The sequence below is a fragment of the Variovorax sp. efr-133-TYG-130 genome (assembly GCF_030208835.1).
Classification (GTDB): domain Bacteria; phylum Pseudomonadota; class Gammaproteobacteria; order Burkholderiales; family Burkholderiaceae_C; genus Variovorax.
This window is the reverse complement of sequence record NZ_JARVTD010000012.1, coordinates 36282-51655: the sequence shown is the minus strand read 5'-3', so window position 1 is coordinate 51655 and position 15374 is coordinate 36282. Positions and strand designations below refer to the sequence as shown.

The 15374-nt window shown below is 69.1% G+C and carries 13 protein-coding genes and 1 pseudogene; 3 read left to right on the top strand and 11 right to left on the bottom strand.

The genetic code is table 11. From position 1 onward, the window contains the following. Positions 1-37: 37 nt before the first annotated feature. The 9 genes and pseudogenes from QRN67_RS15695 to QRN67_RS15655 form a co-directional block, all read right to left on the bottom strand. Positions 38-2152 carry a xanthine dehydrogenase family protein molybdopterin-binding subunit gene (locus QRN67_RS15695; protein ID WP_285412508.1) on the bottom strand — a complete coding sequence of 705 codons (2115 nt, stop codon included), beginning with the start codon at positions 2150-2152 and terminating at the stop codon, positions 38-40. Further along, positions 2149-2631 (bottom strand): (2Fe-2S)-binding protein, encoded by a 483-nt coding sequence (locus tag QRN67_RS15690; protein WP_285412507.1) that lies wholly within the window; start codon positions 2629-2631, stop codon positions 2149-2151. The genes QRN67_RS15695 and QRN67_RS15690 overlap by 4 nt, the downstream gene beginning before the upstream one ends. A gap of 35 nt (positions 2632-2666) precedes the next feature. Beyond that, positions 2667-3779, bottom strand: a complete 1113-nt coding sequence (locus QRN67_RS15685; protein ID WP_285412506.1) for an NADH:flavin oxidoreductase/NADH oxidase — start codon at positions 3777-3779, stop codon at positions 2667-2669. 22 nt (positions 3780-3801) lie between these two features. Beyond that, positions 3802-4944, bottom strand: a complete 1143-nt coding sequence (locus QRN67_RS15680; protein ID WP_285412505.1) for an amidohydrolase family protein — start codon at positions 4942-4944, stop codon at positions 3802-3804. 41 nt (positions 4945-4985) lie between these two features. Further along, a complete protein-coding gene (locus QRN67_RS15675; protein ID WP_199852018.1) occupies positions 4986-5711 on the bottom strand; it encodes an ABC transporter ATP-binding protein in 726 nt (241 codons plus the stop codon). After that, positions 5701-6372: pseudogene (locus tag QRN67_RS15670) on the bottom strand (ABC transporter ATP-binding protein); the annotation flags it as partial. The gene QRN67_RS15675 and the pseudogene QRN67_RS15670, both read right to left, overlap by 11 nt. 65 nt (positions 6373-6437) lie before the next feature. Beyond that, positions 6438-7373 carry a branched-chain amino acid ABC transporter permease gene (locus QRN67_RS15665; RefSeq protein WP_106937855.1) on the bottom strand — a complete coding sequence of 312 codons (936 nt, stop codon included), beginning with the start codon at positions 7371-7373 and terminating at the stop codon, positions 6438-6440. Continuing rightward, positions 7370-8230 (bottom strand): branched-chain amino acid ABC transporter permease, encoded by an 861-nt coding sequence (locus QRN67_RS15660; RefSeq protein WP_285412504.1) that lies wholly within the window; start codon positions 8228-8230, stop codon positions 7370-7372. The genes QRN67_RS15665 and QRN67_RS15660 overlap by 4 nt, the downstream gene beginning before the upstream one ends. A 34-nt stretch (positions 8231-8264) precedes the next feature. Continuing rightward, positions 8265-9515: an ABC transporter substrate-binding protein gene (locus tag QRN67_RS15655; protein ID WP_285412503.1), complete on the bottom strand. Its 1251-nt coding sequence runs from the start codon at positions 9513-9515 to the stop codon at positions 8265-8267. 412 nt (positions 9516-9927) lie between these two features. On the opposite strand from QRN67_RS15655, the gene QRN67_RS15650 reads away from it, so the two are divergent. Continuing rightward, positions 9928-11268 carry an MFS transporter gene (locus QRN67_RS15650; RefSeq protein ID WP_285412502.1) on the top strand — a complete coding sequence of 447 codons (1341 nt, stop codon included), beginning with the start codon at positions 9928-9930 and terminating at the stop codon, positions 11266-11268. 11 nt (positions 11269-11279) lie between these two features. On the opposite strand, the gene QRN67_RS15645 is transcribed toward QRN67_RS15650, so the two are convergent. After that, positions 11280-12500: an MFS transporter gene (locus QRN67_RS15645; protein ID WP_081270939.1), complete on the bottom strand. Its 1221-nt coding sequence runs from the start codon at positions 12498-12500 to the stop codon at positions 11280-11282. Between the two features lie 111 nt (positions 12501-12611). Here QRN67_RS15645 and QRN67_RS15640 point away from each other — a divergent pair, with 111 nt between their 5' ends. Together QRN67_RS15640 and QRN67_RS15635 are read left to right on the top strand one after the other, a co-directional pair. Beyond that, entirely contained in the window at positions 12612-13592 is a 981-nt protein-coding gene (locus QRN67_RS15640; RefSeq protein ID WP_285412500.1) for a LysR family transcriptional regulator, read from the top strand. 73 nt (positions 13593-13665) lie between these two features. Further along, complete coding sequence (locus tag QRN67_RS15635; RefSeq protein ID WP_285412499.1) at positions 13666-14634, top strand: LysR family transcriptional regulator; 969 nt, start codon at positions 13666-13668, stop codon at positions 14632-14634. Between the two features lie 36 nt (positions 14635-14670). Here QRN67_RS15635 and QRN67_RS15630 read toward each other — a convergent pair whose 3' ends face one another. After that, the gene (locus QRN67_RS15630) at positions 14671-15345 is read right to left on the bottom strand and encodes a TetR/AcrR family transcriptional regulator (RefSeq protein ID WP_106937850.1); all 675 of its coding nucleotides are present in this window, start codon (positions 15343-15345) and stop codon (positions 14671-14673) included. Between the last annotated feature and the right edge of the window lie 29 nt (positions 15346-15374).

Genomic DNA, 15374 nt, shown 5'->3' with positions numbered 1-15374 from the left:
GAAGACGAATGGGGAAAAAAGAAGAGAACCGCGCGCCTCAGCCCGCGGAGATGAGCGCTGCCAGGCGTTCGGCCGTGAGCGGGAGGTCGCGGGCACGCAGGCCCAGCGCTTGGGCCACGGCATTGGCCACCGAAGCGGCTGCCGGGCCGGCGGCCGCTTCGCCCACGCCGAGGCTCGGCTCGTGCGGTCTGTCGATGACGTGCACGGCGAGTTCGGGGATCTCGTCGAAACCCAGGATCGGGTAGTGGTCCCAGTCGCAGGACGTGATGCCCGTGGCGTCCCATGTCACGCTTTCCTTGAGCGTCCAGCTCAGCGACTGGATGAGTCCGCCTTCGATCTGGTTGACGAGGCCGTCGGGGTTGATCGCCGCGCCCGCATCGACGGCGACCCAGGCCTTCTCGACCCGGATCTTTTCCTCGACGCTGACCTGCGTCACCACGGCGCAGTAGGCGGCGTGGTTCTTGTAGCGCCCCAGTGCAATGCCCAGGCCGCTGCCCGAGCCCGCCTCGGTGCGCTGCGACCATCCGGCCATGTCTGCCACTGCCTGCAGCACTTCCCTGGCGCGGGGATCGGACAGATGGCGCAGCCTGAAGGCGACGGGGTCTTCGTCGCGCAGCGCGGCCAGTTCGTCCATGAAGCACTCGATCGCGAAGAGGTTGGCGTAGGAGCCGAGCGAGCGCAGCGCGGAGACCCGCACGGGCGAATCCGCAATGAAGTGATGGTCGACCTGCTGGTGCGGCAGGTCGTAGATGGCGATCGCGTTGCGGTGGCCGCCGCCCATCGGCAGCGGCATGTCGCGCGGCACGGACGGGTGTTGTGGCGGCTCGAGCGCCCAGGCGCCCAGGAGGTTGACGCCTTCTCCCCAGCCGGGGCGGTTCATGTGGGTGTGGCTCCAGATGGCCATCTCCCAGCGCTCGATGCGCCCCGTGTCGTCCAGGCCCGCCTGCAGCCGCACCGCGCTCGCCGAGCCGAAAGGTGCCACGGACATCTCGTCTTCCCGCATCCACTGCACCCTCACCGGCAGGCCGGTGCGCGTGGCGATGAAGGCCGCGTCGAAGGCCACGTCGTCGGCGCCGTTGTGTCCATAGCAGCCCGCGCCCGGCGCATGGATGACTTCGACCGTGCCGGCGTCGCGCCCCAGCGCGCGGGCGATCTGGCCGCGCAGCGGAAAGACGCCCTGCGTGTGCGACCAGACGCGCAGCACGTCGCCGCGCGGGTCGGCCACCGCGCACGACGGGCCGATCGACGCATGGGCCAGATACGGCCGCGAATAGGTGGCGGTGTGGGTTGGGCGGGAGGCGGCAGGCGAACCCTCTTCATGCACCCGTTGCGCGTGGCTGGGCATGTGCTGCAGCAGCGACACGGTGTCCTCGCTGGCGTGCGGCAGCGGCACGTCGGTGAATTCGAGCAGCTTTCTGGCCTTGGGCAACGCACGGACCAGCGCGCCTTCATGGGGTCCCACCAGGGCCAGGAAATCGCCGCAGCGCACCACCTGCGCGACACCGTCGAGCGCCTGGAGCTGCGCCAACGGCAGCGACTTCAGGCGTTGGGCGGGATGCCGTCCGCGCAGCATGCGCGCATGCTGCATGCCCGGAATCACGAGGTCCTGCAGATAGGCCGCGCCGGTGAGCTTGGCGGCGAAATCCAGCCGCGGCAGCGACCGCCCGGCGTAGGGTGTCTCGGTGCGGCGAGGAGCCGGCGGCGGCGCCAGGATGCCCACGTCCAGGCTGACGCCATCGCTGAGGGCCCAGTAGCTCGTCTGTCGGCCGCCGCCCGCATCGCGAAAGCATCCGGCTTCGGCATGGACCTGCGCGGGCGCGACGTTCCAGCGTCTTGCAGCCTCTGCGCGGAACAGGGCAAAGGCGTACGCGCAGGCCCAGCGCACGGCGGCCCCGCCGTACTGCACCGACAGGCTGCCGGCCGTGTAGCCCTCGTCGGGCGACAGTTGGGTGTCGCCCGCCACCAGCGCGACCTGTGCCGGCGCCAGGCCCAGCGCGTCGCAGGCGATCTGGACCAGAGCCGTCGCGATGCCCTGACCCAGTTCGACCTTGCCCGTGAACACGGTGAGCTGTTGTCCCGGCCCCACCCGCACCCACTGGTTCAGCAGCGGGTGCGCCTGGATGGCGGGTGGCGGGGTCTCTCCGGGGCTCATGCCGAGGCCTCCTCAAGCAGGCGGGCGGCCGCGGCCTCGATGGCCCGCAGGATCCGCGCATGCGCGCCGCAGCGGCAAAGATGGCGGTGCAGCGTGTCCTGCAACTGCGCCGGCGTGGGCGAGGTGGTGCGGTGAAGCAGTGCCGTGACCGACATCATGATGCCGTTGATGCAGTAGCCGCACTGGGCCGCCTGCAATTCCACGAATGCGTCGAGCACCACGGCGCCGACCGGGTCGCCGGCCAGCTGTTCGGGGGTCGAGAGCGAGCGTCCGGCCACGCCCCACATCGGCATGTCGCACGACTGCACGGCCCGCCCGTCCATCAACACCGTGCAGGCCCCGCAGTTGCCGGCGCCGCAGCCGAAGCGAACGCCCTTGCAGTCCAGGTCGTTGCGCAGCACGTAGAGGAGCAGGTCGTTGTCGCCGGCCTGCACGCGGTGGCTCACGCCGTTCACTTGGATTTCGATGGAAGGGGTCATGGGTGGACTCGAGCGTTGGAAGGAGCGGGCATGCGTCAAGCCGCAGGCATCGCCGGCGGCTTGCGCAAGCCGGCCGCGCGCCGGTAGGGCGGCGGATAGAAGGGTTCGACACCCAGCGTCTCCGCCGCGCGCCATACCCAGCGCGGGTCGGCCAGGAAGGGGCGTGCCAGGGCGACCTGGTCGGCCTGGCCCTGCGCGATGATCGCGGCGGCCTGGGCGGGCTCGGCGATGCCGCCGACCGCCCGCGTGACGATCCCGGTGCGCTTGCGCACCTCGTGGGCCAGCCCGACCTGGAAGCCCGGGCCGAACGGAATGCGCGCGCCCGGCACCACGAAGCCGCTGGAGACGCACACGTAGCCGAAGCCGATGGCCTGTAGCGACTGCGCGAGGCGCACGGCATCGTCGATGCCGAGCCCGCCCGCATCCCAGTCCGTGCCGGTGATGCGCGCGCCGAGCACGCGGCCCGCCGGTGCAAGACCGCGCAGCCGCTGTGCGATGCGCAGCGCCAGGCGGTCACGACCCGCCTGATCGGCGCCCCACGCGTCGCTGCGGCGGTTGGACAGCGGCGACTGGAACTGGTGCAGCAGGTAGCCGTGGGCACAGTGGAGCTCGATGACGTCGAAGCCCAGCCGCACGGCCCGCCGCGCGGCGTCGACATAGGCCTCGACGAGGCGATCGATGCCCGCCTCGTCGAGCGCCTGCGGCGTGTCCCATCCTTCGGCGAAGGGCACGGCGGATGGTGCGGCGCACTGCCACGGGAGCGCTTGCGAGGTCGTCGGCCGCAGCGGCCCGCCGCCTTCCCACGGCGCATGGGCCGACCCCTTGCGGCCCGCATGCCCGAGCTGGATGCCGAAGCGCGTGCCCGGTGCCGACACGGCGCGTGCCGCATCCAGCACCCGGCCCAACGCCGCTTCCGCCTCGTCGCTGTACAGGCCGAGGCAGCCGTGGGTGATGCGCCCGCGCGCTTCGACCGCCGTGGCTTCGACCATGACCAGGCCGGCGCCCGACATGGCGAGCTGCATCAGGTGCTGCAGATGCCAGGTGTTCGCCATGCCGTCGATGGCCGAGTACTGGCACATCGGCGAGACGACGATGCGGTTGGGGAAATGGACATCGCCGATGCGCAGCGCTTCGAACAGAGGGGACATGGGGGTGTGCTCCGCGGGGTGCTCAACGCACCGGCGTGATGTTCAGCAGCTTCACCGCATTCAGCCCCTCGATGCGGGCGACCTCGTCGGCACTCAGGTCCTTCACCTGCGCGATGAGTTCGCGCGGATGCTCCTCGCCCATGTCGTAGGGGTAGTCGGTGCCCATGAGGACGCGGTCGGCGCCGAAGGTGTCGACCAGGTGCCGCAGCATCTCGGGGTCGAAGACCATGGTGTCGACGTAGAAGGTCTTGAGGTAGCTCGAAGGCGCCCGGTCGATCACGGTGCGGCAGTCGGGGCGCGCGCGCCATGCGTGGTCCATGCGCGCCCAGTAGTGCGCCACGTAGCCGCCGCCGTGCGCCGCGATGAACTTGATGTTCGGATAGCGGGCCACCACCCCGTCGAAGATCAGATGGCTCACGGCCACCGTGGTGTCCAGTGGGTTGCCGATGACGTTGTTGAAGTAGTGGTTGGTCAGCCGCGCACCGTCGGAGTACCCGACGGGGTGCAGGAACAGCACGGCGCCGAGCTGGTCGGCGCGCGCGAAGAAGGGTTCCAGGCCGAGCGACGCGTCCGTGAGGTTGCGTCCGTTCACGTTGGTGTTGATCTCGATGCCGCGCAGGCCGAGGGTGCCGACGGCGTGGTCCAGTTCCTGGATCGCGAGCTCGGCATTCTGCAGGGGCACCGAGCCGAGGCCGACGAAGCGCTCGGGCGTGGCGGCCACCAGCGTGGCGATGCCCTCGTTCACCTGGCGGGCCAGTCTGGCGCCGCGCTCGGGCGGCGCAAAGTAGAAGTAGTGGAACGGTGCCGGGCTGACCGCCTGGATGTCGATGCCCATGCGGTCCATGTCTTCGAGCCGCTGGTCGATGCCCGTGAGCTTGGGGGCGCGGTCGCGCATCTGTGCGACGTTCGTCTGCCGTGTCAGCTCGTTGGCGTAGATCACGCTGGGGTCGTGCGCGCCGACGTCGAGGTCCGCGCTGGCCTTCACCACGTCGGGGTTGAGGTAGTGGCAATGGACATCGACCACCGGGTTGCGCTGGCCGCGCGCGGGCGTGGAGGCACTGGCCGCGCGCGGCGCGGAGAGCGCCGACGCGCGACGCCTCGGCGCGTTGGTGGCACCGTGCGCATGGGTCGGGTCGGTGCAATGGGGCGAACAGGTGTAGAGCATGGGGGTGTTCCGTGGATAGCGAAGAAAGAGGTGTGAGAAATTCAGAACACGCCGAGGTGGCGCGTGGCCAGCGTCGGCTCGGCCCGCACCGCCTCGGCCGTGCCGGCATGCACGACTCGGCCGGTGTTGAGCACGACCACGTCGTCGGCGACGTCGAGCGCCAGGTGGAAGTTCTGCTCCACCAGCACGATGGAGAGCCGGTCGGCTTTCAGCGTCTTGATGGCCTGCGCCACCTCCGCGACGATCATGGGCGCCAGCCCTTCGGAGGGCTCGTCGAGCAGGAGCACGCGGGGGTTGCCCATCAGCGCGCGGCCGATCGCGAGCATCTGCTGCTCGCCGCCCGACAGGGTGCCCGCCCGCTGGCGCGAGCGCTCCCGCAGGCGGGCGAAGGTGGCGTATACACGCTCGAGCGTCCAGGCCTGCGCGCACGGCGTGGCGCGCGGGGCGGCCTGTTGCGCGACCTGCAGGTTCTCGAGCACCGTGAGGCTCGGAAAGATCCGCCGCCCCTGGGGCACCAGCCGCATGCCGGCGCGCGCGATGCCTTCGGGCGACATGCGCTCCACGGCCATGCCGCCGAGCCGGATGGTCCCGGCCCGCGGCGACAGCAGCCCCGCGAAGGCGTTCAGCGACGTGCTCTTGCCGGCGCCGTTGCGCCCCAGCAGCGCCAGCACCCGGCCTTCGCCCAGCGACAGGGACAGCCCGTGCACCACCTGGCTCTGCCCGTAGCACACGTCGAGCTTGTTCACGTGCAATGCTTCAGTGACCAAGATAGATCTCCTTGGTTCTCGGATGGTTCACGACCGTCTGGCGGTCCCCTTCGACGATCACCTGCCCGTAGTGCAGCACGGTGATCTGTTCGGCGAACTCGAGCGCGACATCCATGTCGTGCTCGATCATCAGGATGGCGGTCTCGCGCGACACCTTCGCGATGAGCCGTTGCACCACGGTGCGCTCGTCCTGCGACAGGCCCGCCAGCGGCTCGTCGAGCAGCAGCAGGCGCGGGCGCTGCGCCAGGCCCAGGGCGAGCTCGACCCGGCGCTGCTCGCCGTACGACACGTCGCATGCCCGCTGCAGCGCCTTGGCCCCGAGGCCCACGCCTTCGAGCAGTTCGACCGCGTGGTCATGCAGGTCGGTGCGCTTCGACAGGTCGACGGCCGCGTTGTGCCGCAGTGCCATCGGTGCCAGCAAGCCCAGCACCACGTTGTGCGCGAGCGTGTCCCTGGGAAACAGCGTGATGATCTGGTAGGTGCGCGACAGCCCGCAACGTGCGCGCGCCGGCACCGGAAGGCGCGTCACGTCGGTGCCGAAGATGCGGATCGAGCCCGCGTCGGGCCGGATCTCGCCGGCGATCAACCCGAACAGCGTGGTCTTGCCCGCGCCGTTGGGTCCGATGATCAGCCGCCGCTCGCCCGGCTGCATGGTCAGCGAGACGTTCTGGGTCACGGCAATGCCGCCGAAGGACTTCTTCAGTCCCCGGACTTCGAGCGCGGCGGTCATGCGCGGTCTCCCTTGGCTCGGGCAAACAGCGCGCGCACCCCGGGCACGATGCCGTGCGGCATCACCAGCACGATGAAGACGAACACCGCGCCCAGCAGCATGTTCCAGCGCTCGACATAGCCCGAGGCATAGTTCTTCAGCAGCACGACCAGCAGCGCCCCGATGGCCGGTCCGGCCAGCGTGCCCGCGCCGCCCGCGATCACGCTGAGCAGCACCTCCGCCGAGGCGGTGACCGACAGCACGCTGGGATGCACGTACTTGTGGAAGTAGACGTACAGCAGGCCGGCCACCGCGCCCAGGAAGCTGGCCCCCACGAAGGCGCACCAGCGGATCGCCCAGACGTTGTAGCCGAGCGAGCTCATGCGCCGCGCCTGGTCCCGCGTGCCGCGCAGCGACGCGCCGAAGGGAGAGTCGACCAGGCGTGCGACCACCACCAGCACCAGGGCCGTGATCAGGAGAACGAACCAGTAGTAGGCGTTGCTGTTCTCCATGTCGATGCCCAACGGCATGGGCCGCGTGAGGCCGGACAGCCCGTTGTCGCCGTTGGTGACGGCGGTCCACCGGTAGGCCACGCCCCAGACGACCTGCGACAGCGCCAGGGTCAGCATCAGGAAGCTCAGGCCCGAGGCGCGTAGCGCGATCCAGCCGAACACGCCGCCGATGGCGGTAGTGGCCAGCAGCGTGAGCGGTGCCGCCATGGCATGCCCGAGGCCGAGGTGCAGCGCCAGCCAGCCGGCGATGTACGCCGACAGGCCGAGGTAGGCCGCATGACCCAGCGAGGTCAGGCCGGCATAGCCGACCAGCAGGTTGAGGCTGGTGGCGAAGATCACGGCGATCAGGATCTGGCTGCCGAGGTTGACGTAGTACTCGCCGAGCACCGCCGGCAGCAGCGCCAGCAGTGCCAGCAGCAGGAGACATGCAAGCTTCTTCATGCGCGTGCACTCCCCAGCAGGCCGGCAGGGCGGAAGGCCAGCACGACGATCATCGGCAGGAAGAGGATCACATACGCCAGGTCGGGAACCAGCGCGGTGCCGAAGGTGTAGATGAACCCGATGATGAAGCTCGCGATGAAGGTGCCCACGAGGCTGCCGACGCCGCCCAGGATGACGACGATCAACGCCAGCGGCAGCATGTCCGCGTCCAGGCCCGGATAGGCCGAGAGCATCGGTCCGCCCACGGCCCCGCCCAGTCCGGCAAGCGCCGCGCCGAGGCAGAACACGCTCGTGAAGAGCGCCGAGGCCCGGATGCCCACGGCGCGCGCCATCGGCATGTCGTCGACGCCGGCGCGGATGCGCGCGCCCAGGCGGGTGCGCTCGAGCAGCAGGAACAGCACGGCCGCCGCAACGACCGCGACGACGATGACCGCCAGCCGGTAGCTCGGAAAGCTGAAGCCGAGGACACTGGCGGGGCCCGCCAGCAGGGAGGGCGGCGCGACCGGTATCGGGTCGCCGCCCCACAGCACCAGGCACAGGTCCGCCGCAATGAACGACAGCCCCAGCGTGGCAAGCACCTGCGCCTGCGAATTGCCGGTCAGGCGTCGCAGCACCAGCCGCTCGATGAGGCCGCCGATGGCCGCGGTGGCGAGCGCCGCGGCCACCACCGCGGCGGCGAATCCCCAGCCTGCGCGCGCCACCTGGGCCGCGACGTAGGCGCCCATCATGAACAGTGCGCCGTGGGTGAGATTGGCGATGCGCATCAATCCGAAGATGAGCGCGAAGCCCGACGAGAGCAACAGCAGCAGGCCGCCGAGGGCGAGGCTGTTGAGTGTTTGGGTCAACCAGAATTGCATGGTTCTGCCGGTACGCTGGGGTGCTTCGGCGCGTTCAGCCGACCAGATTGCGCGCAGGCGGCCAGTCGCGCGAATAGACCGGTTCGGCCAGGAACTTCTTCGGGTCGTAGTTCCAGAACTGGCTCACGTTGTCGTAGGTATCGATGATGCTGTTGACCAGCCGGCCTTCCTTGCGCTCGACCTTTCGCACATAGACGTTGCCCACCACGTTGCCGTAGCTGTCGAACTTCACCGGGCCGCGTGCCGTCATCGCCTGGGTCTGCTGCAGCGACGCGCGCAGCTGCTCCTTGTCGAAGGACTTGCCCTTCATGGGCGCCAGTGCCGCATCGAGCACCGAGGCGCTGACGTGGGTGCAGGCCGCATAGAAACCGGGGTCGTAGCTGTAGGCCTTGCGAAAAGACGCGACGAACGCAGCGTTGACCGGGTTGGCGAGTTCGGCCGAGTACCAGTTCACCGTGACGATGCCCAGTGCCTCGTCGCCCATGTTGCGAAGCACGGCCTCGTCGAGTGCGGTCATGCCGCCGACCAGCGCGAGCTTGCCCCGCAGGCCGTACTCGTTGAACTGCCGGATGAAGCGAAACCCGTTGGAGCCGGCGAAGCCGAGGAACACCGCGTCGGCCTCGCGGCTGAGCTGCGCGAGGAAGGTGCCGTAGTCGGGCGCGGTCAGGGGCGGGAAGAGCTTCTGCACGACCTTGCCGCCCGCCTCCTCGAAGACCCGCTGAAAACCCGCGGTCATCTCGTGTCCGTACGCGATGTCGTCCGCCACGAGCACCATGCGCTTGTACTTGAGCTTCTTCGCGCAGTAGTCGGCCAGCGGATGGGCGCATTGCGCCGACGTCGAGCTTGCACGAAACAGCCAGGGGCTGGCCTTGCGCTGCGTCATGTCTTCGGCCGCGGCCACCGGGAACACCGGGATCTTGCGGGCGCGCATGTAGTCGTCGGTGGCCAGCGCCTCGAACGCGGCCAGCGGGCCCATCAACACCTGCGCGCGTTCGCGCTCGACGAGTTCCTGTGTCTTGGTGCGTGCCGTCGACGGCACGCCGCCGGTGTCGGCGACGAACAGCTCGACCTTGCGCCCGCCCAGCATCTGCCCGTTGGCGGCGAGGTAGGCCTGCAGCCCGCGCTCCATGTCGAGGCCGCCCGAGGCGAACGGGCCGGTCTTGGCCGTCAGCAGCCCCAGGCGCAAGGGTTCGGCTGCGCCCTGGGCGCGCGCCAGCACGGGCAGGCCGAGCGTGGCGCCGGCAGTGGCGGCGGTGGCGATGAAGCGCCTGCGGTCGATGGTCATGGTGTCTCCGATCTGTGGGGGTGGAACTCGTCCTGCGTCGATCGTCAGTGTCTTTTTAATGATCGATTGATCAATAGTATTCGCTGAAAGGCACTGCGGCAAGACCGAATCGAGGCCGGAGAGGACGGGTTTTCCCGGATCAGCGGTGCATGGCCCGCGCTTCCTTGGTGATCGGTCGATAGCGTGCGCCGCATGGCTGTGCCCAGTGAGCGGAGGCTCGGCGTGCACGGATGTGCCCGGATTCGGAGGGTGCTCGGATCAGACCCGAAAAGTCCGACATGCAGAGAAATATTGTCCTTTTCGGACGTCAAGACGACATTGATCATTTGATCAACGCCGCGCTTCGGACAGGACCGGCGGACCTCGAATGCGAGCCTCGCTCGCCAACTTCCCGACGTTATTGGCTTACGAAATGACTGCTACTCTTTCCGCGTCCGTCCAGCGAAAGGTGATCCGGCGCATCGTCCCGATCCTGATGCTGATGTACACCATGGCCTACCTGGACCGCATCAACATCGGCACGGCCGCCCTGCGCATGAATGCGGAGCTGGGCATTTCCCAGCAGGTCTTCGGCCTGGCCGCCGGCCTGTTCTTCATCGGCTACCTGCTGCTGGAGATTCCCAGCAACATCATCCTGCACAGGATCGGCGCGCGCGTCTGGCTCACGCGGATCATGGTCACCTGGGGGCTGATCTCCGCCTGCACCGCCTTCGTGCAGAACGGCTGGCAACTCGTCGCGGTGCGCATGCTCCTGGGCTTTGCGGAGGCGGGACTTTTCCCGGGGCTGATCTATTGCCTGGCACTGTGGTTTCCGCCGAGCATGCGCGGGCGCATGCTCGTGATCCTGGTCCTGCCCTGGGCGGTGATCGTCGGCACGCCGATGTCGGCGGCCATCGTGCAGTACGCCGACGGCCTCATGGGCTTCTCGGGCTGGCGGATCATGCTCTTCGTCGAGGGTCTGCTGCCCGTGCTGCTGGGCTTTTACTCCGCCCGCTACCTGACCTCCAGGCCCGAAGATGCCGACTGGCTCACGGACGCGGAAAAGCGCGAGGTCATCGCGGCCAGGGAGTCTGATGGCGCCGCCGTGTCTGCGCATGCCGACAAGCCCTTGCCCGCAACGCTGCTGCAACCGCACCTCGTCCTGCTGTCGCTCGCCTATGCGACGGCGCAGATGGGCTTCTACGCAAGCCTGATCTTCACGCCGCAGATCGTGCAGGAATTCGGGCGCCTCTTCGGCACCACGCTGTCGACCGTGCAGGTCGGCTTGCTGTCCGCCATACCGAGCATCATCGGAATGACGCTGTACTGGTTCTGGGTCGCGCATTCCGACAAGACGAACGAACGCGTCTGGCACGCGATTGCCTCTTTCGTCACGGCCGCGGTGGGCATTGCCGTCCTTGTGAGCGTGCGCAATCTCTACGCGTCGATCCTCGGGCTGTCGCTGCTGACGGCCGGCCTGGTCAGCGGCCCGATCTGCATCTGGCAGCTGACCGCGATCGGTGTCAGGGGCAAGACGGCGGCCGTCGTCTTCGCCTACGTCAACTCCTTCGGCATCGTCGGCTCCATGTTCAGCCCGTACTTCATCGGCTACCTCAAGGACCGCACGGGTTCCTACGACGCGGGGCTGCTGTTCCTCGCCATCGCGGCACTGCTGGGCGCCGCGCTGGTTTTCGTCGCGAGTCGCGGGATGCGCCGCGCGGGGCTGCTGGGTGCCAGCGACCGGCGCGCCGCCGCGCGCATCGAGCGGGCCTGACATGCGAGCCCTCAGCGCGCCATGCGCAGGACGAGGGCCGCGAGTGCGGAGGCCGTGGCCAGGGCCGTGACCGCCATCCACCCGAAATGCGCGAACAGCACCGCCGCCAGCGCGGATCCGATGGCCATGCCGATGAACATGCCGGTGAACAGCACCGCGTTGAGCCGGCTCCGTGCGCCCGGATCGATGCCGTAGACGATCGACTGGTGGGCGATCAACACGGCCTGGATGCCGAGGTCGAAGCCGACGGTGCTCGCGACGAGCACCCAGAGCTGCGCACCCGGCGCCATGAACAACGACAGTCCCATGACCGCGAACGACCCGACGACCAGCGCAGCGCCCAGGCGGGTGACGAGTGCCGGACCGCGGCGGTCCGCGACGCGCCCTGCCACCGGTGCGATCAGCGCGCCGGCGGCACCCGCCAGGCCGAAAGCGCCCGCTGCTGCGGCGCCGAGGTTGAAGGGCGCCGCGTGCAGCATGACTGCCAAGGTCGACCAGAAGGCGCTGAACCCGACGGACAACAGGCCTTGCGACCAGGTCGCACGACGCAGTTCGGCATGCCGGTGCCACAGCGCGCCGAGCGAGCGCAGCAGGGCAAGGTACGACAGGTGCGTGGTCGCCTTGAAGCGCGGAAGCCGGTTCCAGGCGACCAGGCCGACCACAGCGATGCTCACGCCGGCCACCGCGAACATCGCGCGCCATCCCCAGTGCTCGGCGACGAACCCGCTGACCACGCGCGAGAGCAGGATGCCGGACAGCAGCCCTGTCATGACCGTGCCGACGACCTTGCCGCGATGCGTTTCCGGCGCGAGCGTGGCCGCTGCCGGCACGATGTCCTGCGCCATCGTGGCGGCCAGGCCGATCACCAGGCTGGCGACGAAGAGCGTGGAGATGGAAGGCGAGAGCGCGGCCATGAACAGCGCGGCGCAGAGCACGGCGGCCTTGATCAGGATGATGGTGCGCCTGTCGCGGCGGTCGCCCAGCGGCGCCAGCAGCAGGATGCCCATCGCGTAGCCGAACTGGGTGAGCGTCGGCAGCAGGCCCACGGCCTGCGTCGAGGCGCCGATGTCCGCGCCCAGCACGCCCAGCATGGGTTGGCTGTAGTAGAGCGACGCCACCGACAGGCCGGCGCCGGCCGCCAGCATCCAGGTGAGCGAGGGCGCGAGTCCTGCCGGTTCGGCCGGCCGGACCCCCGGCGCGGCCGATGCATGCACATCTTGAATATGGGACATGGTGTTAACCCTTAAACGTTTCGATGCCGCAAGTCTGACGCCGCTTGCAGGCGATTGGTAGCATCGTGGAGCGAACAACGTTTATTCGCGCGACGTATAGAAGAGGGATTCATGGCATCCACGCGGCCCGATCACATCACCGCTTCCAGCAGCGACCGCGTCGAGCTGCTGCAGACCTTCGTCCACATCGTGCAGGCTGGCAGCCTTTCCGCGGCGGCCGTGCAACTGGGCTCGACCCAGCCGACGGTGAGCCGCCGGCTGCAGGCCCTGGAACTCTGGCTCGGCGTGAAGCTGCTGCAGCGGTCGACCCACGCGATGAAGCTCACCGAGGACGGCGAGCGGTGTTTCGAGCGGGCCAAGGCGATGCTGGCCGACTGGCATGCGTTCGACGCCGAAATGCGTGGCGTCGACAACGAACCGGAAGGGACTCTGCGCGTGGTCGTGCCGCACGCCTTCGGACAGGCGCTGCTGGTGCGTCCGCTGGCCGAATACCTGCGCCGCTACCCGCGTGTGTCCGTGGAATGGCTGCTCCACGACAGGCAGCCCGACTTCGTTGCCGAGGGCGTCGATTGCGCCATCCATGTCGGGGAGGTGACCGATCCGCTGGTGGTGGCGCGCAAGCTCTCCGAAGTGCCGCGCATCGCAGTGGCGGCCCCGAGCGTGCTGGCCGGGCGGCCCACCCCCACGCACGCCGGCATGCTGGCGGACTGGCCCTGGCTGGCGCTGCGCACCTTCTACCGCAACGAGCTGATGCTGGTGCACACGTCCACCGGCGAGCGGCAGCAGCTGGCGATCGCCCCGCGCATGATCACCGACAGCCTGTTCGCGCTGCGCAGCGCGGCGCTCAACGGCCTGGGCGTGTGCGTCGGGTCCAGCTGGCTCTTCAAGGACGACCTGGCGCGCGGCGAGCTCGTCGAGGTGGTGCCCGACTGGCAGGCACCGCCGCTGCCCGTGTTTCTCACATACCCGCCCGCACGCTTCTATCCCGCCAAGCTGCGCCAGTTCCTCGAGCTCGTTCGCCAGTCGGTGCCCGTGGCGCTGGACACCGCCACACCCGTCACTCCCATCACCCCCGCCACGGGCGGAACATGAGGCCCGTGCCTAGAATTCGGCCTTCCCGCTGGACCGCCCCAAGACCACCCCCATGCATCTGATCGAACTTCGGATGCTCCGCCAATTCGTCAGCGTGGCCGAGCACGAAAGCATCTCCCGTGCGGCCGAGGCCCTGCACATTTCGGCGTCGCCCCTGAGCCGCACCATCCTGCAGCTCGAGGCGCGCGTGGGCTTCGCGCTGTTCGAACGGGTGGGCCGCTCGCTGCGCCTGAACAACGCCGGTCGCGAGCTGCTGGCGAATGCACGCGAGCTGCTGCGAAGCAACGAGACCCTGATGCGCGACCTGCAGCGCAGGGCCGACGGCATCGGCGGCACGGTGGTGATCGGCCACATGGCCGGCGCGCTCTACAACGGCATCATCCCCGGCACGGCGCGGCAGGTGCAGCTCGCCCATCCCTCGATCGCCTTCCAGTTCGAGGGCGCGGAGGAGCTTCAGCAGCTCGAGGCCCTGCGCCGCGGCCGGCTCGACTTCGCCGTGCAGACGCAGGAGGTGACCGATCCCTCGCTGGCGTCGCGCCTGTACAGCACCGAGAACTACGTGCTGCTCATGCCCAAGCGGCACCCGCTCGTCGCGGTGGCCGATATCCCCTTGCAGATGCTCGTCGACGCGCAGTGGGTGGTGACGCCCGAACGCAGCGGGCCCTCGCTGCGCGCGAAATTCATGACGGCCTGCCGCCGGCTGGGATTCGAGCCGCGCGTGGCTTGCGTGGCGGGCGACATCGTCTCGGCGCTCGCGCTGGTGGCCAACGAGTTCGGGCTGTGCGCGGCGCAGGAAAGCCTGGTGCAGTTCGCTGGCGAAATGATCGTCGCGCGGCCGCTGCCGCTGCTGGAGATGCAGACCGAGTACCGGATCGTCTGGCGGCCGGAGGCCGTGTCGCCCGCGGCGCAGCGCTTTCTCGATGCGCTGCCGCACGTGCCGCACCCTGCGCGCGTGCGCCGCGCGGCGGCGCCGAAGCACAGCGTGGCGCGGCCGGTGCGCGGGCGCGGCGAGGGCGCGCGAGGCCGTGCCTCCAAGCGCTGAGCGCGCGGTGCGCGGCCGCACGGCCTGCAGTCGCGCTCAGGACCGTTGCGCCTTCAGCACCACCGGCACGCCGGCAATGAAGGCATCGACACGCATGTCGATGAGACGCTCGAGATTCCTGGGCGTGGGCAATTCGTAGATCCACTTGCGCACGCCGATGTAGAAGACGCTCGAATGCATGGCCCAGACGAGCTCGACCTCCTCGTCTTCTTCCTGGGCGTTGCGCGGTTCGGGAATGCCGTGGCTGTGACGCAGCTCGCGGGCAATCACCACGAAGTGCCGCTCGCGCAGGCGCGCGAGGTACTTCTGGTTGATGCCGCCGCGGCTGAGGCCCGCATAGATGAAGATGCGCACCCATTCCCCGCGCAGCACGAAGCGCGCGTAGTCCTTCAGGTAGCGCTTGAGCCGCTCGGGCAGCGGCACCGAGCGGTCCGCCAGCCATTCTTCCCATTCCGGGTTCCAGCGCCGCACGAACACGTCCTCGTAGACGCGGTCGACCAGCGCCTCCTTGGTGGGAAAGTAGCGGTAGAGCAGGGGCTGCGTGATGCCGAGCTCGCCGGCCAGTTCGCGGGTGCTGGCATCGAAGCCCTTGCGCGCGAAGAACGCGGTCGCCGCCTGCACGATCTGGTGTTCGCGGTCCTCTGGCGCGAGGCGCCTTCGCGCCGGCGGCGCCGCGCTGTCTTGGACCCCGGGGGGCTTGCTGGTGGCCATGTGGGTCGGGATGTCCCTGGTTTATTGAT

What these genes read in the sequence shown, in the direction of transcription:
- QRN67_RS15665 (WP_106937855.1), bottom strand. Translation starts at nt 7,373, where the DNA reads ATGAAGAAGCTTGCATGTCTCCTGCTGCTGGCACTGCTGGCGCTGCTG.
- QRN67_RS15695 (WP_285412508.1), bottom strand. Translation starts at nt 2,152, where the DNA reads ATGAGCCCCGGAGAGACCCCGCCACCCGCCATCCAGGCGCACCCGCTG.
- QRN67_RS15630 (WP_106937850.1), bottom strand. Translation starts at nt 15,345, where the DNA reads ATGGCCACCAGCAAGCCCCCCGGGGTCCAAGACAGCGCGGCGCCGCCG.
- QRN67_RS15640 (WP_285412500.1), top strand. Translation starts at nt 12,612, where the DNA reads ATGGCATCCACGCGGCCCGATCACATCACCGCTTCCAGCAGCGACCGC.
- QRN67_RS15655 (WP_285412503.1), bottom strand. Translation starts at nt 9,515, where the DNA reads ATGACCATCGACCGCAGGCGCTTCATCGCCACCGCCGCCACTGCCGGC.
- QRN67_RS15650 (WP_285412502.1), top strand. Translation starts at nt 9,928, where the DNA reads ATGACTGCTACTCTTTCCGCGTCCGTCCAGCGAAAGGTGATCCGGCGC.
- QRN67_RS15690 (WP_285412507.1), bottom strand. Translation starts at nt 2,631, where the DNA reads ATGACCCCTTCCATCGAAATCCAAGTGAACGGCGTGAGCCACCGCGTG.
- QRN67_RS15635 (WP_285412499.1), top strand. Translation starts at nt 13,666, where the DNA reads ATGCTCCGCCAATTCGTCAGCGTGGCCGAGCACGAAAGCATCTCCCGT.
- QRN67_RS15680 (WP_285412505.1), bottom strand. Translation starts at nt 4,944, where the DNA reads ATGCTCTACACCTGTTCGCCCCATTGCACCGACCCGACCCATGCGCAC.
- QRN67_RS15660 (WP_285412504.1), bottom strand. Translation starts at nt 8,230, where the DNA reads ATGCAATTCTGGTTGACCCAAACACTCAACAGCCTCGCCCTCGGCGGC.
- QRN67_RS15685 (WP_285412506.1), bottom strand. Translation starts at nt 3,779, where the DNA reads ATGTCCCCTCTGTTCGAAGCGCTGCGCATCGGCGATGTCCATTTCCCC.
- QRN67_RS15645 (WP_081270939.1), bottom strand. Translation starts at nt 12,500, where the DNA reads ATGTCCCATATTCAAGATGTGCATGCATCGGCCGCGCCGGGGGTCCGG.